The sequence below is a fragment of the Microbacterium paraoxydans genome, from assembly GCF_020524545.1.
Taxonomy (GTDB): Bacteria; Actinomycetota; Actinomycetes; order Actinomycetales; family Microbacteriaceae; genus Microbacterium; species Microbacterium paraoxydans_C.
Map to the genome: position 1 here is coordinate 339,042 of NZ_JAIVLG010000002.1, position 21,951 is coordinate 360,992.

A 21,951-nucleotide genomic window follows, 5' to 3' on the forward strand; every position below is an offset into this window, starting at 1 on the left:
TGGTCGGCTCGGCACACGCGGGGCGGAAGGACGGACACGCACCGTGGGCTACATCGATGTCTCCGGAGTCTCATTGACACTCCCCGACGGCAGGCCGCTTCTCGACGAGGTGACGTTCCGCGTCGGGTCGGGTTCGACCAGCGCGCTCATCGGCCCGAACGGCGCGGGCAAGACGACGCTGCTGCGCATCATCCGCGGGGATCAGCCGGCCGACGACGGGGTCGTGACGATCGAGGGCGGGCTGGGCGTCATGGACCAGTTCGTCGGCCACGGCGAAGCCGGGGAGACGGTCCACCAGCTGCTCGTGCGCGTCGCCCCCGTGCGCATCCGCACCGCGGCCGAGACGCTCGAAGCGGCGGAGAACGCACTGATCGACCGCGATGAGCATGACACGCAGATGGCATACGCGTCGGCGATCGCCGAGTACGCCGACGCCGGAGGGTATGAGCAGGAGACGGTCTGGGATCAGTGCACGATCGCGGCGCTCGGCTTACCGTTCGAGAGGGCGCGATTCCGTGACCTCACCACATTGTCCGGGGGTGAGCAGAAGCGGCTCGCACTCGAGGCGCTGCTGCGAGGCCCCGACGAGGTGCTGCTGCTCGACGAACCGGACAATTACCTCGACGTGCCCACGAAGCGCTGGCTGGAGGAGCAACTGCGGCTCACCCCGAAGACCGTGCTGCTCGTGTCGCACGACCGGGAGCTTCTGGCACGTGCCGTCGATCGGTTGATCACGCTCGAGCCCGGTGGTGCGGGAGCCGCGGCCTGGGTGCACGGCGGCGGATTCGGGACCTATCAGCAGGCTCGGGCCGACCGGATGGATCGGCTCGACGAACTGCGTCGGCGCTGGGACGAGCAGCACGAGAAGCTGCGCACCCTCGTCGCGAACCTCAAGGTGAAGGCATCGGCGAACGACGGGTTCGCGTCGCGCTACCAGGCGGCGCAGACCCGACTTCGCAGGTTCGAAGAGGCCGGCCCTCCCGAGGAGCGTCCGCCCGCGCAGGACTTCGACATGCGCCTGCGCGGTGCGCGCACCGGCAAGCGCGCCGTGGTGGCTCAGCGCCTCGAGCTGACGGGGCTCATGCGGCCGTTCGAGGCGGAGATCTGGTACGGCGACCGCGTCGCCGTGCTCGGCTCGAACGGATCGGGCAAGTCGCACTTCCTGCGGCTGCTCGCGCGCGGCGGCAGCGACCCCGACGCCACGCTCGGTCACGTCACCTCGACGGGGGAGCAGTTGAGCGCTGTCGCGCACACCGGTTCGGCGACGCTCGGCGCGAGAGTCGTTCCCGGTCTGTTCGCGCAGACGCATGCGCATCCGGAGTTCGTCGGGCGGACGCTCCTGGAGATCCTGCACCGGGGTGACGATCGCCGGGCGGGGATGCCCCGGGATGCCGCGAGTTCGGCCCTCGACCGCTACGGACTCGTACGGCAGGCTCAGCAGACCTTCGACTCGCTGTCGGGCGGGCAGCAGGCGCGGTTCCAGGTGCTGCTGCTCGAACTCTCCGGAGCGACGCTGCTGCTCCTGGACGAGCCGACCGACAACCTGGACCTGGAGTCCGCCGAGGCCTTGGAGTCGGCGCTGACGCGATTCGAGGGCACCGTGCTGGCCGTCACGCACGATCGATGGTTCGCGCGGTCGTTCGACCGGTTCCTGGTGTTCGGGTCGGGCGGCGACGTGTACGAGTCCGATGAGCCGGTCTGGGATGAGCGCCGCGTCGCCCGCGCGCGCTGACGATCGGTGCGAGTGCGGGCGAGGCGGTGCCGGGGCTTCCGCCCGAGCAGACCTCTGCGCCCGGGTAGGCTGGACGGGTGACCATGGAGATCGAGCTCGGCCGAGGAAAGCGCGCACGTCGCGCGTACACGTTCGACGACATCGCGGTGGTGCCATCACGGCGCACGCGCAATCCGGAGGACGTGTCGACCGCATGGACGATCGACGCCTTCGGCTTCGACATCCCGGTGCTCGGGGCGCCGATGGACTCGGTCGTGAGCCCGCGGACGGCGATCATGCTCGGACAGCTCGGCGGCCTCGGCGTCCTCGATCTCGAGGGTCTGTGGACGCGCTATGAGGACCCGGAGCCGCTGCTGGCGGAGATCGCCGGACTCGACCAGGGCGAGGCCACCGTCCGGATGCAGCAGCTGTACGCGGAGCCGATCAAGCCCGAGCTCATCACCCGTCGACTCGCCGAGATCCGTGAGTCCGGAGTCACGGTCGCCGGCTCCCTGACGCCGCAGCGCACGCAGGAGTACTACGACACGGTCGCCGCAGCGGGGGTCGATCTGTTCGTGATCCGCGGCACCACCGTGTCCGCCGAGCACGTCTCGAGCGTGGCGGAGCCCCTCAACCTCAAGAAGTTCATCTACGATCTCGACGTCCCGGTGATCGTCGGTGGAGCGGCGACCTACACCGCGGCCCTTCACCTCATGCGCACCGGCGCGGCCGGTGTGCTCGTCGGCTTCGGCGGAGGGGCGGCGTCCACGACGCGTGCCACCCTCGGGATCCACGCGCCGATGGCGACCGCGGTCTCGGATGTCGCCGCTGCCCGCCGTGACTACCTCGATGAGTCCGGGGGCCGCTACGTCCACGTGATCGCCGATGGCGGCGTCGGCACCTCCGGTGACATCGTCAAGGCGCTCGCCATGGGCGCGGACGCGGTCATGCTCGGGGTCGCGCTCGCTCGGGCCACGGATGCGCCCGGTCGCGGCTTCCACTGGGGTCCCGAAGCCCACCACTCGAAGCTGCCGCGAGGCCGCCGCGTCGAGGTCGGTGGAATCGGCACGCTCGAGGAGATCCTCTACGGCCCGGCCCCCGTCGCCGACGGCACCGCGAACCTCATCGGCGCGCTGCGCAAGTCGATGGCGACCACGGGGTACTCCGACCTCAAGGAGTTCCAGCGGGTCGAGGTCGTGCTCGCGCCGTACGAGGCCTGAGGCCCAGCGCTCGATCGTGACGACTCCTGCTCTCTTCCCCCCGACCCTCCGCGAGGTCATGCTCCGGGGGCGCTGGATCGGGGTGCTGCTGCTCTGCCTCGTCGTCGCGGGGGTGTTCGCCTGGCTCGGTCAATGGCAGCTGGAGCGCGCGATCGACACCGATCCGCCACCGGCCGGCGCGACCGAGCAGGTGCAGCAGCTCACCGATGTCGTCGAGCCGGGCGAGTACCTCCCGGAGCCGCTCGTGGGCCAGCGTGTCGAGACCGCGGGGAGGTGGATCCCCGAGGACTTCATCGTCGTGTCGAGCCGTTTCAACGATGGCGTCCAGGGGTACTGGGTGACCGGACAGCTGCGGGTCGCCGAGCGCGCGTCGATCGCCGTCGCGATCGGGTGGGCTCCGGACGAGGAGACCGCGGAAGCGGCCGTGCGCGAACTCGAAGCCGGCGCCGACGGGTCGGAGGTCGAGGTGAGCGGTCGGGTCATCTCGGACGAAGGCCCCCGGGTCCCTCCGCACTCCGCTCCCGAGCAGCTGGATCGGATGTCGCCCGCCGCCCTCCTCAGCCGTTGGCACGAAATCGAGCAGCTCGACGTGTACCGCCCCTATCTCGCCTCGACCACGGCGTCTGCGGGGCTGGTCGACATCTCGTCGCCCGCGCCCGAGGAGATGTCGCCGGTCAACTGGCTGAACGTCTTCTACGCGGTCGAGTGGGCCATCTTCGCGGGTTTCGCCTTCTACCTCTGGTACCGCCTGGCGAAAGACGCCTGGGAGCGCGAGGTCGAGGAGTTCGAAGACGCGCTCGGTCGGGAAACCACCTGATCATCGCGCGCATCCGCGCGCGCAGCCGTGCGCAATTGTGCGCTCCCGGGCGGCGATAGGGACCTTCGTCAGGGGTCCCTCGGGCCATCCGGTGAGCGCTCGGTGACGAATCGGGAAACTCCGTTGAGGATGTCCTGACCGCTCCGTATGCTCGCACCATGTGAGCGCGCTGGGAGTTTCCCCTGTGTGCCGTGACAGTCCTGAGAAGTGTCGAACCCGACCGAGGAGACAGCACCGATGATGTCCGCCCCAGACGAGAGGAACCGCATGGTTCCCGTCTCGCACCGTAGAAGTCGGGGGCGCATCGGCGCTCTCGCCGTGACCTGCGTCGCCGCGCTGAGCTTCGGCTCGCTGGCCGCCGTCCCCGCCGCAGCCGACACCACGGGCACGGGGGTGGTGATCAACGAGGCGTACCTCTCCGGGGGCAGCGCGGGGGCGGCCTTTAAGAACAAGTTCGTCGAGTTGTACAACCCGACGTCCGCCGCGATCGCCCTCGACGGGATGTCGTTGCAGTACCGTTCCGCCAGCGGAACAGGTGCGTTCAACGGTGTCGCCGCCCTCACCGGGGAGATCCCGGCGGGCGGCTACTACCTGGTGCAGGGCAACAGCAACGGCGCGAACGGTGCCGAGCTCCCCGCGCCGGATGCCGTCACCACGCTCACGCCGAGCGGGACCAACGGCACCCTCGCCCTCGTCGAAGGCACGGCCGCCGTCACTCTCACGCCGGGTTCGACGGTGGGGGTGGACGGTGTGGTCGATCTGCTCGGCTACGGCACGTCGAACACGTTCGAGACGAAGGCGGCCACGTCGCCGGCAGGGAACACCGACGTCAAGTCGTTCAACCGCACGGACGGGATCGACACCGACGACAACAGCGCGGATTTCGCGCTCTCGGCCACGATCACCCCGCAGAACTCCGGTGGCACCGACCCCGGGACCGATCCGGGCGAGGATCCCATCGCCGCCACGATCGCCGAGGTCCAGGGCACGACCGACGTCTCGCCGTTGAACGGTGAGACGGTGAAGGTCGAGGGCGTCGTCACGGCCGACTACCGCACGGGCGGCTACAAGGGCATCGTCATCCAGACCGAGGGCTCCGGCGGCGCGACGGACGCCACGCCGGGCGCGTCCGACGGTGTGTTCGTCTTCCTCAACGCGCTGTCCCCGACACTCGGGATCGGAGACCTGGTCTCGGTCACGGGTGCGGTGAGCGAGTACTTCGGACAGACTCAGATCACCCCGGCCGCTGCGGGCGACATCGCGGTGCTGACCGCGGGAGTCGGCGTCCCCGCCGTCACACCGCTTCCGGACTCCGTACGCGGTGCCGATCGGGAGCAGTACGAGAACATGTACGTGGCCCCGGAGGGAAGCTACCGCCTGGCCTCCAGCCACCAGCTGTACAACTACGGAACCCTCTGGCTGAACGCCGGTGAAGATCTCGCCGTCAAGAGCACCGAGACCACGCGTCCCGGTGACGAGGCTGCCGCGATCGCGGCGGCGAACCGTGCGAACCGCATCCTGCTCGACGACGGCTGGTCCATCCAGGTGTCCAACAGCGGGCACCCCGGCGAGCAGCCGTACTTCACGAAGGACACCGTCGTGCGCAACGGCGACGTCGTGGACTTCGGTGACAACGGCTACGTGCTCCAGTGGGGCTTCGACGACTGGCGTCTGCAGCCGGTCGTGCCGATCGACGACTCCTCCTCGGCCGATCTCAAGGTCGGGTTCGAGGCGACGAACCCGCGCACCGCGTCGGCGCCCGAGGTGGGCGGCGACGTCCAGGTCGCGTCCTTCAACGTCTACAACTACTTCACGACGCTCAAGAGCGAGGACTCGAACGCCCGGGGAGCGGCGAGCGCTGCCCAGTTCGCGATCCAGAAGTCCAAGATCGTCGCGGCCATCAACGGCCTGGATGCCGAGATCGTCTCCCTCATGGAGATCGAGAACTCCGTGAAGCTGGGCAAGCCCATCGACTCGGCGCTCGAGGACCTGGTCGCCGGCCTCAACGAGGACGCGGGCGCCGAGGTGTGGGACTACGTGCCCACGCCCGAGGCGCTCAACGATGCAGCCACCACCGACTACATCACGAACGCCATCATCTACAAGAAGGATGCCGTCACGACGGTGGGTGACAGCGCCACCGTGACCGATGAGAGCGTGTGGGGCAACGCCCGCGAGCCCATCGCCCAGGCCTTCGACATCGACGGACGTGTGGTCACGGTCATGGCCAACCACCTGAAGTCGAAGTCGCCGCCCCAGGGCGCCGGCGCCGAGCCGGCCGATGGCCAGGGCTTCTTCAACGCCGACCGGGTGAAGCAGGCGCAGGCCATCCTCGCCTTCACGGAGGACCTCGAGGAGACGACCGGCAGCGGCGACATGCTGCTGATCGGTGACTTCAACGCCTACAGCGAGGAAGACCCGATCGACGTGTTCACCTCGCAGGGGTGGAGCGACCTCGTTGCCGACACGGCATCGGGACAGTACACCTACACGTTCGACGGTGAGCTCGGTTCCCTCGACCACGTGATCGCTTCGCCGTCGCTGGCCTCGTCGATCACGGGTGCCGGCGTGTGGGGCATCAACTCTCCGGAGTGGAGCGACCGCGGCTACGCGTTCGGAGCCACCGAGGAAGGCACGCCGTATCGCTCCAGCGACCACGACCCCATCATCGTCGGCGTCTCCGCGGAGATCCCGCCGGTGAGCATCGACGTCGTCACGGTCAACGACTTCCACGGACGGATCGAAGCCGACGGCGCCGCCGCAGGAGCCGCGGTGCTGGCGGGTGCCGTGAAGCAGTTCCGTGAGGAGAACCCGAACACGATCTTCGCCGGTGCCGGCGACCTGATCGGCGCCTCGACGTTCACCTCGTTCATCAACGACGACAACCCGACGATCGACGCCCTCAACGCGGCCGGTCTCGACGTCAGCGCCGCGGGCAACCACGAGTTCGACCAGGGCTGGGAGGACCTGCGCGACCGCGTGCAGGACCGCGCGGACTGGGAGTACATCGCGTCGAACGTGTTCGTCACCGAGACCGGCGAGCCGGCCCTTGCCCCCGCATGGGTCAAGGAACTCGACGGTGTGAAGGTCGGCTTCATCGGAGCCGTCACTGAAGACCTCGACTCGCTCGTCTCGCCGGAGGGCATCGCGGACCTCGAAGTCCGGAGCATCGCCGATTCCGTGAACGCGGTGGCCGACGACCTGCGTGACGGCGACGAGTCCAACGGTGAGGCGGATGTCATCATCCTGCTCGTGCATGAGGGCGCTTCCAGCGTCGAGCTGTCGAGCATCACGCCGGATTCGCCGCTCGGCGAGATCGTGTACGGGGTCGATGAAGACGTGGACGCCATCGTGTCGGCCCACACCCACCTCGCCTACAACCACGTGATCGACGGACGCCCGGTCGTCTCCGCGGGGCAGTACGGCGAGAACCTCGGCCTGATGAACATCCAGGTCGACGCCACCACGAAGGACCTGATCTCGATCACCAACGAGATCAAGCCGTTGACCGCGGGAGGCGCGCCTCTCTACCCGGCGGTGCCCGAGGTCCAGACGATCGTCGACAAGGCGAAGGCCGAGGCCGACGTGCTGGGCGCCGTCAAGGTCGGCGACATCACCGCGGACTTCAACCGCGCACGTCAGACCAACGGCTCGGAGAACCGCGGTGGAGAGTCCACCATCGGCAACTTCGTCGCCGACGTGCAGCAGTCGTCCACCGGGGCCGACCTGGCTCTCATGAACCCGGGCGGTATCCGCGCGAACCTCACGTACGCGTCCTCCGGAGCATCCGATCCCGACGGCAACGTCACCTATCGAGAAGCGGCGACCGTCCAGCCGTTCGCCAACACCCTCGTGACGCTCACACTGACGGGTGCGCAGCTGAAGAGCGTGCTCGAGGAGCAGTGGCAGCCGGTGGGTTCGGCACGTCCGTTCCTGAAGCTCGGGGTGTCGAAGGGGCTGGTCTACACGTACGACCCCGCAGCGGCACAGGGTTCGCGGATCACCTCGATGACGCTCAACGGCACGCCGGTGGATCCGGCAGCGGGCTACACGGTCGCCGCCAACTCGTTCCTCGCTGCGGGGGGAGACAACTTCTCCACCTTCAAGGAGGGCGCGGACAAGCGCGACACCGGCAAGATCGACCTGCAGTCGATGGTCGACTGGTTCGACGCGAACAAGACCGCCAGCCCTGACTACGCCCAGCGCGCGGTCGGCGTGTCGGTCAGCCCGGCGGATGCCGACGGGTACCGCGCCGGCGACCAGGTCACGGTATCGCTCTCCTCGCTGGCGTTCAGCGCGGGCGAGCCGGCTCCGGGAGAGGTGTCGCTGTCGTTGGGCGACACCGTCCTGGCGGCGGGTGCGGTGGACCCGACGATCGTCGACACCACGGATGAGGGCGGTCGTGCCGCTCTGACCTTCACGGTTCCGTCGGGTGTCTTCGGCGAGCAGGTCCTGACCGTCTCGGTCGCCGGGACGGGAACGACCGTGACGGTGCCGTTCACGATCGCCGGCGAGGAGGAGTTCGCAGGCACGATCGCCCTGGGGTCGTCCAAGGTGTCGGCGGGCAAGTCCCTCAAGGTCACCGGCCAGGGGTATGAGCCCGGTGAGACGGTGACGATCGAGTTGCGCCCGAAGAAGGGCAAGCCGGTCGAGGTCGGAACGGTCCAGGTGTCCGCGGACGGCACGTTCAGCACGCAGGTGACGGTGCCGAAGAGTGCTCCCTCGGGCAAGTACACCGTCGCGGCTTCTCAGGCCGATGGTGACGAGGCGACCGCCACGGTCAAGGTCAACCGTGCCGGCGGCATCATCGGTGCGATCCTCGACTGGCTCTGGGAACTCCTCACCCGATGGTTCTGATCCACTAGCGGGTGACACGCACGAAGGCCGTCGGGAGCGATCCCGACGGCCTTCGTCGGCTTTTCGCCCGGTTGCGTGTTCCAGACCACAGGCCGAGAAGTGCGTTTAAACACACGACGCCTCGTGTTACTTTTATGACACAGAGGCGATAGTTTGTTTAAACGCACACTATGGAGGCGTCATGGAGAGTCAACCATTCCGCTCAGCGCGACAGCTCGGGGCCGTTCTGAGAACCGCGCGTCTGCGCCAAGGCTGGAGTCAGACGGAGCTCGCTGAGCGGGCGGACGTCGACAGGCCGTGGCTGGTGAAGCTGGAGACCGGGCGCCTCGAGAACCCGACGCTTCGCCGCGTTCTGCACGTGGTGGAGTCGCTCGGACTGCAGCTGAGCGTCCAGGAGCCCGCAGAGGAGGACTCTTCGTTCGATCTGAGTACGTTGTGGAGCGAGGAGGGGGACGGGAGATGAACGCCGCATCCTCTGCGCAGGGCGATCTGGTCGCGTTCGTCGATGGTCAGCGCACCGGCTTGTTCACTCAAAACGCGCACGGCGCGATCAGCTTCACGTATGACGACGACTTGTCGCCCCTGGCGACGCCGCTCTCGATCTCGATGCCCCTCGTGGCCGGTGCGGAGTACGGCAACCGGATAGCACGACCATTTCTGCAAGGGCTGTTGAGCGATAACCCCGCAACTCTGGAGGCCATCGCTGCCGCGCACCACACGAGTCCCCGGAACCCGATGGGTCTCCTCCGACATATCGGACGTGACACGGCCGGTGCACTTCAGCTGTTGCCTCCGGGGGAAGCATCCGACGACGCTGCGGCGCGCACGGGTGACGTGCACTACGTCGACGACCTCGGCGAACTCGTCGCGTCCGTCGTCGACTCCGCAGGGGATTGGTCCGAGAGGTACGACGAGTTCCGTTGGAGTCTCGCCGGAGCTCAACCGAAACTCGCGCTGTACCGCTCAGATGACGGCCGATGGGGTGTGCCGCGGGATTCGACGCCGACCACCCACATACTCAAGCCTGCAGCGCGTGGTGGCCGCCACGACATCAACGAGTTCCTGACGATGAGAGCCGGGCGTCGTCTGGGGCTGCGGGTCGCCGACCACGGGCTCATGGTCACGGATCGCGGCGACTTCGTCTTCGTCGCGAAGCGCTATGACCGTGTCCAAGCCGGCGGTCGGCTCCACCGGCTCCACCAGGAGGATTTTGCGCAGGCGCTCAGCGTCGACCCCGCGCTCAAGTACCAATCCGACGGCGGCCCCGGGCTGGAGAAGTTCGCTCGCGTTGTGCGGGCGTTCGCGCCGTCCGAGCAGCGGCGCGCGGCGAACGAGCTGTTCGAAGCACTCGTCTTCACCTGCGCCGCGGCGAACACCGATGCACATGCCAAGAACTACTCCGTCATCCACGCGGGGACGCAGATGAGGTTGGCGCCGCTCTACGATCTCGGAAGCAATGCGCTCTACAGAGGGGATCAGCCGATGCCCTCAGCGGTGTCGATCGGAGGCGAACGCGTGATGGCACGCATCGGGATGACGCACTGGTTGAAAGCGGCCAAGACACTCGGAGTCGAGGCGCAGACGGCGGGGGATGCTGTCGAACGCATCCGCGGCGGGGTCGCCGCCGCCTTCGCGTCCGCGCGCGCCGATCTCCTGGCGGACGACGACGGACTGGCCTACGCCGATCGGCTCGTCGAGGCCGTCGAGGAGCGCGCTCGCCATCACGGGTGGTGAACGCGTCGTCTCAGGCGGTCACCGTGACCGGAGCCCACACGAACCCGTCGGGGTCCACGGCGGCGCCGAGCGCACCGTTGACCGTGAGCCGATGCGAGCCCGACCCTCCCGCCGGAACACCCGCATCCTTGGCGAGCGAGGCATGCCGGTACAGGCCGAGGCCGATCGGACTCGCACCCGTATCGAACTGCACGTAGCTGCGGCCGAAGCTCTTCGCGACCGGGACTCCTCGGTCTGTGTAGAAGTTCTTCGACACGACCACATCCGCCGCGCCGAGCAGGAGGATCATCTCGTCGACGGTGCGGCTCGGGGGAGCGGTGTCCTTCTTCGCGGACGTCGCGACCTTCCAGATCGCGCCGTCCGGCGCCTGGATGGTGCCGCCGACGCCCCAGAGGGACTTCGCGACGGGCTTGATCAGGGTGGCGCCGGCGGCGACTGCCGCGTCGACGAGGGCATGGACGTTCGCCGGCCGCGACACGACGAGCGACAGCGTGTACCCGCGGAAGCCGGAACTCTCGGCGTCCGCGGTGCGGAAGTGCAGGCGATCGCCGAGGCCGAATGCCTGTGCGTAGAAGGAACGGGCGGCGTCCACGTCCGGGACGTCCAGGGTGAGGGAATCGATCGTGGTGTTCATGCAGGAGACGCTACGGAGGCTCGGCGCGGGCCGCTTCTCGAATCCTGATCGATGTGCGGACGTGGACGTCAGGGAGTCAGCACCTGCACGTCGGCCTGCGCGAGTGCGGCAGCGATGCGCGGGGGCGGAGGAGCGTCGGTGATCAGGTAATCCGCCCGCTCGAGCAGTGCGATCTGGGCGAAGAAGCGCCGTCCGAGCTTGGTGGAGTCGGCGAGGATCGCAGTGCGCTCGGCGCGCTGGATCATCTCCGACATCATCGCGGCATCTCCGAGGTTCGAGGTCGAGTAGCCCGCCTCGTCGACGGCACCGACCGCGATGAGCGCGAGATCGCAGCGGATGTCGACCTCCGGGCCACCGGGCGTCATCGTGAAGGTCACCGGTCCGGTCGTGGCCTGGGTGATCGAGCGCACGGCTCCGCCGAAGACGTAGAGATCGCGGAACGCTGAGGGAGAGAGTTCGCCGGGGATGCGCAGATTGTTCGTCGCGATCGTCAGGTCGTGGTGGTTGCGCAGAGCGCGGGCGACGGCGAGGGTCGTGGTGCCGGCATTCAGCATCACGACCGAGCCGTCCTCGACGAGACCGGCGGCGACACGGGCGATGCGCTCCTTCTCCTCGGTCTGCATGCGCAGTCGCACGTCCAGGGCCCGATCCTTGAGCTGTCCGTTCGCAGCACTGACCGCCCCGCCATGGGTGCGGATCAGTACGCCTTCACGATCGAGTTGATCGAGGTCGCGCCGGATCGTGTCGATCGAGACCGCGAAGTGCTCGGCCAGATCGCTCACCGTCACCTGGCCGGTCTGTTCGACGTACGTCGCGAGATCCGCCTTCCGTCCGGCGGGCAGTCGGCGTCGCTGTCCGGTTGCTGATGCGTCCATGCAGACATCTTTAGCACAGGAACGCGAAGAACGCGGCAGACTCATGCACAAAACGGCAGATAGATGGCCACGGGTCCTTCGGCCTGGAGCGACTCTCCGACACGGAATCCCGGCGATTACAGGAAATCTGATGCTTGACGTTTCGGCAGATCACGGCATAACATGGCTCAAAACCGCATGAACAAGCATTGAAGCGCGTGATGCGGCATTATCTCAACGAGGAGAAGCGATGAGCACAGTGGGACGCGGGCAGCGACGGACCCGAAAGATCGTCGGCGCCGGAACAGCGGCGGTTACCCTTCTGGCCCTGGCGGGTTGCGCGCCCGGCACGGACGGCGACAGCGGCGGGGATGGCGGGGACGTCACGATCGAATTCGCGCAGTGGTGGGAGCCGGAGCTGCCCGACGGCGAGTTCCGAGCACTCATCGACCAGTTCGAGGAGGAGAACCCCGGCATCACGGTCGAGCTGGTCAGCGGCCCGTACGCGTCGACCAAGGAGCAGTTGTTCGCGGGAGCGGCCTCCGGCACCATGCCCGACGTCGTCGGCCTCGACGGCGCGTGGGTGAACGACTTCGCCTCCCAGGGCGTCATCGCCGACCTGAGCGCGCTCATGCAGGAGTACGACTACGACGACAGCGAGCTGGCGAGCCAGATCCAGGTCGATGGCAGCACCTACATGATCCCGGTCGTCAACTTCGTCTACCCGATGTTCACCAACGACGACCTGCTCGCCCAGGCAGGCGTGAGCGCACCACCGTCCACGCGCACCGAGTTCGCAGACGCGGCGTCGAAGGTGGCGGCTCTCGGCGGCGACGTCTCGGGCTGGGTGCTGCCGCTGTCGCTGGAGTCGCCGAACGGCGTGCAGAACGACGTCATGTCGTGGGTGTGGGCCTCGGGGGGTTCGATGCTCAAGGACGGGCAGCCCGACCTCACGAACGACGACGTCACCTCCGCCGTCGAGTACATCGGCGGACTGTGGGACGACGGCGTCATCGCTTCGGGCTCCTTCACGATGAAGGAGCAGGACAAGGTGGAGGAGTTCACCAACGGTCGCGCGGGCATGATGATCGACTCGCTCGCGCACATCAACCTGATCCGTGAGACGAACCCCGACCTGAAGTTCTCGATCTCGGCGATTCCCGCCGAAGACGGCTACGACGGCGAACGCGGGATTCCCTACGCCTCGTGGGGCATCGGGGTGGCGGAGAACTCCGAGCACAAGGAAGCGGCGTTCAAACTGGTGTCGTTCCTGATGAGCGAGCAGACCAACTCCGAGCTCTCCACGATGGCCAAGGCCTTCCCCGGGAACTCGACCTCGGTCCCGGACTTCGTCAACGACGATGAGCTCTTCAAGACGGCGTTCGACATCTACCAGGCGGGATACCCGGCGAACGAGTTCACGGGGCTCCCGGTCGCCGAGGATCTGATGCGCCAGTTCGGGGAGCAGCTCCAGGCCGCGCTCGATGGGCAGCAGTCGATCCCCGACGCGCTCAAGAACGCGCAGGCCTCCTGGGAAGCGGAGTTCTGAGCACCCGCCTCCCCGCCTGAACGGGGTGCCGCATCGCGGGCGCGATGCGGCACCCGACCAACCAAGGAGCTCGTGTTTCCATGAGTCTGAGAACGTCCGACGACACCGAGGTGATCGTCACCGGAGTAGCCCTCTCGCGGCGGCGACGGCAACTGCGCAAGACCACAGAGTCCTACGCCTTCCTCTCGCCGACGGTCATCCTGCTGTTCGTACTGATGATCGTGCCGATCGTGATGGTGATCGGCTACTCGTTCCAGGACAACGTGATCCTGAACAAGTCACCCGAGTTCGTAGGCATCGCGAACTACGTCGAGGTCCTCTCCGACCCGCGCTTCTGGAAGGCGACGGGCAACACCATCCTCTTCACGGTCACGAGCGTCGCCGCCCACCTCGTGCTCGGGCTCGCCTTCGCGATGATGCTCAACAGTCCGCTGCTCGGGCGGGTCTCGCGGTCGCTCTTCCGGGCTCTGTATGTTCTTCCCTGGCTGTTCACCGTCGCCGTCATCGCCGTCCTGTGGCGCATGCTCCTCGCACCCAACGGCGTGGTCAACTTCTTGCTCAACACCGACATCGAGTGGCTGGCCTCGCCGCAGCTCGCGCTGGGCACGATCATCTTCATCAACATCTGGGCCGGCTACCCGTTCTTCATGGTCAGCCTCCTGGCAGGGTTGCAGGGAGTCCCCGCCGATCTGCACGAAGCCGCACGCGTGGACGGCGCCAGCGCGGTGCAGCGCTTCTGGAACGTCACGATCCCGCAGCTGCGGCCCATCATCGTCAGCCTGGTGCTGCTCGACCTGATCTGGACCTCGCAGCAGTTCGCCCTCATCTGGATGACCACGGGCGGTGGCCCGATCGACGTCACCGAGGTGCTCAGCACCTTCACCTACAAGCTGGCCTTCGCCAAGTACGACTTCTCGCTCGCGTCGACCTCTGCCGTGCTGGTCCTGCTCATGTCGATGGTGCTCGCCGTGTTCTACGTCCGTCACCAGAAAGCGAGGGACTGACCATGGCTCTCACCGCTCGCACCCAGCGCCGGGTCGGCAAGACCGGCCTCATGATCGGCCTCCTCATCGGTGCGGTCTTCGCCGCGGGGCCGGTGCTGTGGATGCTGTCCAGCTCGTTCAAGTCGAACACGCAGATCTTCGAGCTGCCGCCGCGTCTGCTCACCGACACGTTCTCCTTCGACGCGTACGTCGCCATCTTCACGAACCCGGAGACGATGCGGTTCTTCCTGAACAGCTACATCGTCGCGGGTTCGGTCACCGTCCTCACGCTGATCGTCGCGATCCAGGCCGCCTACGCGTTCAGCCGCTTCGAGTTCCGGGGCAAGCGCATCCTGAACGTGGTGATCGTGAGCGTGCAGGCCGTGCCGCCGATCACCCTGCTGATCCCGTACTTCGGGCTGATGGTCGCCCTCGGCCTCTACAACTCCTACGCCGGCCTGATCCTCACCTACATGGTCTTCACGCTGCCCTACGCGATCATCATGATGACGGGGTACTTCAACACGCTGCCGAAGGAGCTCGACGAGGCCGTGCGGGTCGACGGCGCCGGATCCATGACCGCCCTCTGGCGCATCCTCGTGCCGATCTCGGTCCCGGGAATCGTCTCCGTCGGCATCTACACGTTCATGATCGCGTGGAACGAGTACCTGTTCGCGCTGACGCTCACGCGCACCATCGACATGCGCACGGTACCCATCGGCATCCAGCTCCTCATGGGGCAGCACTCCTACGAGTGGAACCAGATCATGGCCATGAGCGTGCTCGGCTCGATCCCCGTGCTCATCCTCTTCCTCTTCTTCCAGCGGTACTTCATCAGCGGCCTCACGGCCGGCTCCGTGAAGAGCTGACACCCGTCCCGTACCCGGGGCTCCGACCACCACGAAACAGGAGATTCACGTGCTCTACACCGGCAAATCCATCCTCGATGTCGCGAACGCGAACAACTTCGCCATCCCGGCGTTCAACATCAGCGACTGGGCGATGTTCAACGGCATCATGGACATCAGCGAGGACAAGGCCGCTCCGGTCATCATCGCCATCCACCCGGACGAGGTCGCGCACATCACGACCGACCTCATCGCCGCGATGCACTCCCGCGCGCATCGGTCGAGCGTGCCCGTCGCGATCCACTGGGACCACGGCGGCAGCTACGAGCAGATGATCACCGCGATCAAGGCCGGCTTCACGTCGGTCATGATCGACGCGTCGCTGCTCCCCTTCGAGGAGAACGTCGCGCTGACGCGCAAGGTCGTCGAGGCGGCACACGCCGTCGGCATCCAGGTCGAGGGTGAACTGGGCACGATCGGCGCGAACGACAGCTACGGAGAGTCCGGTGCTGCGGAGATCATCTACACCAACCCGGCCGACGCCGTGCGCTTCGTGGAGGAGACCGGCGTCGACAGCCTCGCCATCGCGATCGGCACCTCGCACGGCCTGTACCCCGCAGAGAAGAACCCCGAGCTGCGTCATGACCTCCTGCAGGAGATCAAGGCCGCCGTCGGGATCCCGCTGGTGCTGCACGGCGGTTCGGCCAACCCTGATGCCGAGCTGCGACGCGCGGTCGAGCTGGGCATCAACAAGATCAACATCTCCAGCGACATCAAGGTCTCGTACCACAACCGCATGCGCGAGATCCTCGGCACCGATGAGCGTCTGCGCGAGCCCAACGCGATCCAGCCCGAGCCGATCGCGGCGCTCAAGGCCACGGCGGCTGAGAAGATCGAGCTGTTCGGGGCAGACGGCAAGGCCGACCTGTACTGACCGGGCGACGGACCTCGAAGGGCGGACGAGCGACGGATGAGCGCAGTCGTTGACAGCAAGCTCGTGCTCGGGCTCGGCGGCACGGTCGACTACGAGCTGCGGTGGGACTCCGCCGTGTTCGACCGGCTCGCCCGCGTGCACGGCGTGCGTCGGCACGAACTGACCGCAGCGAACGCGATCGTCGACGAAAGGTCGCTGCTCGTCGCGATCCTGGCGCTCGTCGCGGCGGGCACGGGCGCTGAGCGCTTCGTCGCGTCGTCCGACGTCATCGAGGCGTTCAGCGCGCACTTCGACTACGACGTGACGCTGGGCGGCACCGGCGTGCGCGCGGGCCTGGTGCTCGACAGCCTGGGGATCCCGAGCCTGCAGCACCTGGTCAGCATCGACGACAACGTGCGCAGGCTGCTGCCCCCGGGGGTGTCGTACGTGTGCTCTGCGCCGGGCGACACCCTCGATCCGCATCTCATCGTGCAGTACCCGGTGGGGGCGCGGGTGCGTCTGATCGACGCCGAGATCCTCGCACCGTCCGCGAACCGGCTCATCTTCGCCAACGACCCTCCCAATCGCGACATGCATCTCGCGGCCGAACTCGGAGAGGAGCTGGCGACGGCCTCCGTCTTCCTCGTCTCGGGGTTCAACACGATGCAGGACCGTGTTCTGCTGGAGCGCCGCCTCGACGAGCTCGTCCACGCCATGGAGAGCCTGCCCGACGACGCGCTCGTGTTCTACGAGGACGCCGGTTTCTACACGCGCGCGTTCTCCGAGACCGTCCGCGCGCGGCTGCTGCCGCGGATCGACGTGTACAGCATGAACGAGGACGAGTTGCAGGAGTACCTCGGGCGCACGGTCGACCTGCTCGATCCGGCAGCCGTGATCCGGGCGCTCGACGAGATCAGGGCCGTCATCCCGGTGCCCGCGCTCGTTCTGCATTCCCGCTACTGGGCGATGGCGGTCGGGCCCGCGGCCGAACGCCATCGCGCGGCTCTGGAGAGCGCCGTCAGGGCCGCGGCGACACGTTACCGGCTCGGCGACGGTTTCACGGCGGCTCAGGCCGAAGAGACCTCCGCGCTCGCACGGCACGAGCGCGGTGCGGCGCTGGTCGCAGCAGTCGAGCACGCGAGAGCCGAGGTCGTCGGGGTGCCCGCCTTTGCGCTCGACGTCGAACATCCGACGACGATCGGTCTCGGAGACACGTTCGTCGGCGGCTTCCTCGCGGTGCATGCCCGAGGGGAGCGGTTCGAATGAGGCCCATCGAACTTCCGGCGAACCGGCCGGCCGAGCGCTTCTACCGCGGTGGTGCGCGGATCTCCGCCTTCCGAGGCGACGCGGCCTCCGCGTCGCGTGAGCCCGAAGACTGGGTCGGTTCGACGACGACCGTGCGCGGCGAGAGCGCGCTCGGGCTCACGCGACTCCCCGACGGGACGCTGCTGCGCGATGCGATCGCGGCGGATCCGGTCGCGTGGCTCGGCGCAGCGCACGCGCAACGCTGGGGCGCCGACGCGCGCCTCCTGGTCAAACTCCTCGACGCGGGTCAGAGACTGCCCGTGCACGCTCACCCGCACGACGACTTCGCCGCCGCGCACCTTGGTCGCGCGCACGGCAAGGCGGAGGCGTGGTACATCCTCGAGGGCGGGACGGTGCACGTCGGACTCCGTGAGGACGTGAAGGTGGCGGTGCTCGCCGACCTCGTGTCCCGGCAAGACGTCGCGGCGCTCCTGGGGTTGCTGCATGAGGTCGTGGTCGCACCGGGCGATGTCGTCTGGGTGCCGCCGGGGGAGTTGCACGCGATCGGCGAGGGTGTGCTGCTGCTCGAACTCCAGCAGCCCGAGGACCTCTCGATCCTTCTCGAATGGGAAGGCTTCGCCCTCGACGGCGCGGCAGACGGACACCTCGGGATCGGCTTCGATCTCGCACTGAGCGCGGTGACGACGACGGCGCGCAGCACGACGCAGCTGGCCACCCTCGTGCATGCCGCCCCGGGGTCGGGGTCGGTGTTCCCGCGTGCCGCCGACGAGTACTTCCGCCTGCAGCGGCTGCCGCTGCACGGAGCGGCCGTGCTCGAACCCGGCTTCGCGATCGTGGTCGTCGTCGATGGCGTCGTCGACATCGCCGGCAGCACCCATCCCGCGGGGGCGACGATCCTGGTCCCCGCCGCGGCGGGACGGGTCGAGGTGAGCGGCGCCGGGGAACTGCTGATCGCGCGCCCGCCCGCGGCGTGAAGGCGATCCGGTGACGACTCGGGTCCTCATCGACGCCGACTAGACTGGAGGCATGCCCGAACCGAAAGTCGCCAGCTTTCCGGCGATCCGCGGTGCGCTGAAGTTCTACCAGATCGCGTCGATCATCACAGGAGTCATGCTGCTCCTGCTGCTGACCGAGATGGTGCTGAAGTACACGCCGATCCACCTCGAGCTGTTCCTGGGCGGCTCCGGAGGCCCGCTCTGGTTCGCCGGCGTGCTCGCCGGGCCCGACTGCCAGTGGTGGTCGCTCTTCGCCCCGATGACCAACTCCTGCGAGATGACCTCACTGGGCGACGGGTTCAACCTGTCGCTGTTCATCCTCGTGGCGCACGGCTGGTTCTATGTCGTCTACCTGTTCGCATGCTTCCGCATGTGGAGCCTGATGCGCTGGCGCTTCCCGCGCTTCATCATGCTCGCTCTCGGCGGCGTCGTGCCGCTGCTGTCGTTCTTCATGGAGGCGGTCGTCGCCCGTGAGGTCAAGACCTATCTCGCCACCAGAGAGGCCGCCGAGGCCTCCGCCCCCGCCCCGGAAGGTGTCCGTTGACCGAACAGTCCGAGACCCAGCAGCGTCCTGCGCTCGTCGTCGACTTCGGCGCGCAGTACGCGCAGCTGATCGCCCGCCGCGTCCGTGAGGCGGGTGTCTACAGCGAGATCGTGCCGCACACCGCCACGGCCGCGGAGATCGCCGCCAAGAACCCGGTCGCCATCATCCTCTCCGGTGGGCCCTCGTCCGTGTACGAGGAGGGTGCTCCGCGCCTCGACCCCGCGGTCTTCGAGCTCGGTGTCCCGACTCTCGGCATCTGCTACGGCTTCCAGTACATGGCGCAGACCCTGGGCGGCGAGGTCGCCAACACCGGTCTGCGCGAATACGGCGCCACCGATGCCGTCGTCACGGGCGACGGCGGAACCCTGCTGGGCGGTCAGCCTGCGGAGCAGAACGTCTGGATGAGTCACGGCGACCAGGTCGCCAAGGCTCCCGAGGGCTTCGACGTGCTCGCGACCACCGAGGCGACCAAGGTCGCCGCGTTCGCGCACGAGGAGCGCGGCTTCTACGGTGTGCAGTGGCACCCCGAGGTCAAGCACTCCGACCACGGCCAGCGTGTGCTCGAGAACTTCCTCCACAAGGGGGCGGGCCTCGCCTCCGACTGGAACAGCGGCAACGTGATCGCCGAGCAGGTCGAGCGCATCCGCGAGCAGGTCGGCGATGCCCGCGTGATCTCCGCGCTCTCGGGCGGCGTCGACTCGGCGGTCTCCACCGCCCTCGTGCACAAGGCGATCGGGGACCAGCTCACCGCGGTCTTCGTCGACCACGGCCTCCTCCGCAAGGGGGAGCGCGAACAGGTCGAGAAGGACTACGTCGAGTCGACGGGTGTGCGGCTGATCACGGTCGACGCGGCGGAGACGTTCCTCGGACACCTGAAGGGCGTGACCGACCCCGAGGAGAAGCGCAAGATCATCGGACGCGAGTTCATCCGTGCGTTCGAGAAGGTGCAGCTCGACCTCGTCGCCGAGGCCAAGGCATCGGGCGGTGCTCCGGTGAAGTTCCTCGTGCAGGGCACCCTCTACCCCGACGTCGTCGAGTCCGGCGGCGGAGCGGGCACCGCGAACATCAAGTCGCACCACAACGTGGGCGGCCTCCCCGACGACCTCGACTTCGAGCTGATCGAGCCGTTGCGCGCGCTGTTCAAGGACGAGGTCCGGGCGATCGGCCGCGAACTCGGCATCCCCGAGGCGATCGTGGGGCGCCAGCCGTTTCCGGGGCCCGGTCTCGGTATCCGGATCATCGGTGAGGTCACCGCTGACCGTCTCGAGATTCTGCGTGAGGCCGACGCCATCGCCCGTGAGGAGCTGACGAAGGCAGGACTCGACCAGGAGATCTGGCAGTGCCCGGTCGTGCTTCTCGCCGACGTGCGGTCGGTGGGCGTGCAGGGCGACGGTCGCACGTACGGCCATCCGATCGTGCTGCGCCCGGTGTCGAGCGAAGACGCCATGACGGCCGACTGGACGCGCCTGCCCTATGACGTGCTGTCGAAGATCTCGAACCGCATCACGAACGGCGTCCGTGACGTCAACCGCGTCGTGCTCGACGTCACGTCGAAGCCGCCGGGGACGATCGAGTGGGAGTAGGGGGCTCCGTGCTCCCCGAGGCGGCGTCGGCACTCCCCGACGCCGAGTACCTGGTGCTGTCGAGCCGGTTGATCCCGGGGCTGGACGGCGGGTACACGATCGCCACGCTCGCGCGCGCTCGGCAGCTCGCCGGGGCCGGAGTGGCCGACGGGGCGGGACCCCAGCTGCTGACTTTCGATCCCGGGACCACCGCAGATCACGCCGCGCATCGGCGTACGTTCGTCGAGAACGGCGCGCTCGGGGATCCGGCGCGCCTGCGAAACCTGTTCGATGAAGCGGTGGACCTCCGCGGGGGAGCGGCAGGATGGTTGCGGGCAGCGGCCGACTCCGCGGTCGCTGCCGACCCGGGAGTCGAGTACCGGGTTCTCCGGGACGACGAAGACTGTCCCTTCGTCGCGCTCCCGGTGATCCCCGGCAACCCGGACTGGCACCTGACGGACGAGCCGGTGCTGGTGTTCGACACCACAGGCGAGGTGGCCGGAGCCCTGCACGGATTCCGCGGTCTGTACCGGGCCTGGCTCGACCACGTCACCGCTGCCTTCGGCGATCGGCCCGTCGTCGTGATCTGCGAGTCCCGCCAGCTCGGTGAGCTCATCGCGGACTGGTCCGATCCGCGGGTGCGCATCGTGCACACGATCCACACGATGCACGTCGAAGCGCCGTATACCCCGGACTCGTCCATGAACACGCTCTGGACGCGCTGGTTCCGGCTCGCCGACCGATTCGACGCCGTGATCTGGCCGACGACGACCCAGCGCGACGATGTGGTCGCGCGGTTCGGGGACTCGGCTTTCCACACGGTCGTCCCGAACCCGATCGCGCCTGTCTCTCCGCGCTCGGATCTGCGGGAGGACGGCCTCGTCGTCGTGCTCGGGCGTCTCGCTCCCGGCAAGCGCGTCGACCACGCGATCCGCGCCTTCCTCGCCGCCGACGTTCCGGATGCGCGGATGGAGATCTGGGGCGGCGGACCGGAGCAGGAGCGTCTGCAGGCGCTGATCGATGAGCTCGGCGCGGGGGATCGCATCGTGCTCGCCGGGTACTCCGACGACCCGGGGACGGTGCTCGACCGGGCGTCCGTCCTGGTCACGTCCACGGCTTTCGAAGGCCAGCCGCTCGGCGTGGTCGAGGCGCTGCTGCACGCGACGCCCGTCATCTCCTACGACGTGCGCTACGGCATCCGTGACGTGCTGCAACAGGGTGGCGGGATCCTGGTGCCGAGCGGCGACATCGATGCGCTCGGTGATGCGGTGCGCGCGCTCCTGACCGACTCCGAGCGTCTCGCGGCGTTGCGCGCGGAGGCGCCTTCGGTCGCCGCGGCCTGGAGCCCCGAATCGTCCCTCGACGCACTCACCGCCGCGATCGGAGCCGCGGTCGCCGCTCCGCCCCGTCGCGCCTGACGAAAAGTGGCGGGGGATGTCGATCCGGGGTATTCCCGTTCGACGT

The 21,951-nt window shown here is 67.9% G+C and carries 17 protein-coding genes; 15 read left to right on the top strand and 2 right to left on the bottom strand.

Annotation, left to right across the window (positions count from 1 at the left end; all coding sequences use genetic code 11):
• Positions 1-43: 43 nt before the first annotated feature.
• The 6 genes from LC041_RS06310 to LC041_RS06335 all read left to right on the top strand — a co-directional run bounded on the left by LC041_RS06310 (position 44) and on the right by LC041_RS06335 (position 10,339).
• A complete protein-coding gene (locus LC041_RS06310; RefSeq protein ID WP_226532159.1) occupies positions 44-1,732 on the top strand; it encodes an ABC-F family ATP-binding cassette domain-containing protein in 1,689 nt (562 codons plus the stop codon).
• Positions 1,733-1,815: 83 nt separating this feature from the next.
• A complete protein-coding gene (locus LC041_RS06315; protein ID WP_226532591.1) occupies positions 1,816-2,931 on the top strand; it encodes a GuaB3 family IMP dehydrogenase-related protein in 1,116 nt (371 codons plus the stop codon).
• Positions 2,932-2,989: 58 nt separating this feature from the next.
• On the top strand, positions 2,990-3,748 hold the full coding sequence (locus tag LC041_RS06320) for an SURF1 family protein (RefSeq protein WP_226532592.1): 759 nt from the start codon (positions 2,990-2,992) through the stop codon (positions 3,746-3,748).
• Between the two features lie 267 nt (positions 3,749-4,015).
• On the top strand, positions 4,016-8,605 hold the full coding sequence (locus LC041_RS06325) for an ExeM/NucH family extracellular endonuclease (protein WP_226532161.1): 4,590 nt from the start codon (positions 4,016-4,018) through the stop codon (positions 8,603-8,605).
• A 181-nt stretch (positions 8,606-8,786) separates the two neighbouring features.
• Positions 8,787-9,068 carry a helix-turn-helix domain-containing protein gene (locus LC041_RS06330; RefSeq protein ID WP_226532163.1) on the top strand — a complete coding sequence of 94 codons (282 nt, stop codon included), beginning with the start codon at positions 8,787-8,789 and terminating at the stop codon, positions 9,066-9,068.
• Positions 9,065-10,339: a HipA domain-containing protein gene (locus tag LC041_RS06335; protein WP_226532164.1), complete on the top strand. Its 1,275-nt coding sequence runs from the start codon at positions 9,065-9,067 to the stop codon at positions 10,337-10,339. Before LC041_RS06330 ends, LC041_RS06335 begins: the two co-directional genes overlap by 4 nt.
• 10 nt (positions 10,340-10,349) lie before the next feature.
• Here LC041_RS06335 and LC041_RS06340 read toward each other — a convergent pair whose 3' ends face one another.
• Together LC041_RS06340 and LC041_RS06345 are read right to left on the bottom strand one after the other, a co-directional pair.
• On the bottom strand, positions 10,350-10,973 hold the full coding sequence (locus tag LC041_RS06340; protein WP_226532165.1) for a glyoxalase: 624 nt from the start codon (positions 10,971-10,973) through the stop codon (positions 10,350-10,352).
• Positions 10,974-11,041: 68 nt separating this feature from the next.
• Positions 11,042-11,848, bottom strand: a complete 807-nt coding sequence (locus LC041_RS06345; RefSeq protein WP_226532167.1) for a DeoR/GlpR family DNA-binding transcription regulator — start codon at positions 11,846-11,848, stop codon at positions 11,042-11,044.
• Positions 11,849-12,077: 229 nt separating this feature from the next.
• Here LC041_RS06345 and LC041_RS06350 point away from each other — a divergent pair, with 229 nt between their 5' ends.
• From LC041_RS06350 to LC041_RS06390, 9 genes are all read left to right on the top strand, one after another.
• Complete coding sequence (locus LC041_RS06350; RefSeq protein WP_226532169.1) at positions 12,078-13,376, top strand: ABC transporter substrate-binding protein; 1,299 nt, start codon at positions 12,078-12,080, stop codon at positions 13,374-13,376.
• A gap of 80 nt (positions 13,377-13,456) precedes the next feature.
• Positions 13,457-14,380, top strand: a complete 924-nt coding sequence (locus tag LC041_RS06355; RefSeq protein WP_226532171.1) for a carbohydrate ABC transporter permease — start codon at positions 13,457-13,459, stop codon at positions 14,378-14,380.
• 2 nt (positions 14,381-14,382) lie between these two features.
• Complete coding sequence (locus LC041_RS06360) at positions 14,383-15,228, top strand: carbohydrate ABC transporter permease (RefSeq protein WP_226532173.1); 846 nt, start codon at positions 14,383-14,385, stop codon at positions 15,226-15,228.
• 49 nt (positions 15,229-15,277) lie between these two features.
• The gene (locus LC041_RS06365) at positions 15,278-16,141 is read left to right on the top strand and encodes a ketose-bisphosphate aldolase (protein ID WP_226532174.1); all 864 of its coding nucleotides are present in this window, start codon (positions 15,278-15,280) and stop codon (positions 16,139-16,141) included.
• A gap of 36 nt (positions 16,142-16,177) precedes the next feature.
• Positions 16,178-17,386 carry an ADP-dependent glucokinase/phosphofructokinase gene (locus LC041_RS06370; protein ID WP_226532177.1) on the top strand — a complete coding sequence of 403 codons (1,209 nt, stop codon included), beginning with the start codon at positions 16,178-16,180 and terminating at the stop codon, positions 17,384-17,386.
• Positions 17,383-18,360, top strand: coding sequence for a carbohydrate kinase (locus tag LC041_RS06375; protein WP_226532179.1), 978 nt, complete (start codon positions 17,383-17,385; stop codon positions 18,358-18,360). The genes LC041_RS06370 and LC041_RS06375 overlap by 4 nt, the downstream gene beginning before the upstream one ends.
• A 52-nt stretch (positions 18,361-18,412) precedes the next feature.
• Entirely contained in the window at positions 18,413-18,925 is a 513-nt protein-coding gene (locus tag LC041_RS06380) for a DUF3817 domain-containing protein (RefSeq protein WP_047524182.1), read from the top strand.
• A complete protein-coding gene (guaA, locus tag LC041_RS06385) occupies positions 18,922-20,508 on the top strand; it encodes a glutamine-hydrolyzing GMP synthase (protein WP_226532181.1) in 1,587 nt (528 codons plus the stop codon). Before LC041_RS06380 ends, guaA begins: the two co-directional genes overlap by 4 nt.
• Positions 20,509-20,516: 8 nt before the next feature.
• The gene (locus LC041_RS06390; protein ID WP_226532183.1) at positions 20,517-21,905 is read left to right on the top strand and encodes a glycosyltransferase; all 1,389 of its coding nucleotides are present in this window, start codon (positions 20,517-20,519) and stop codon (positions 21,903-21,905) included.
• The last annotated feature ends 46 nt before the right edge of the window (positions 21,906-21,951 follow it).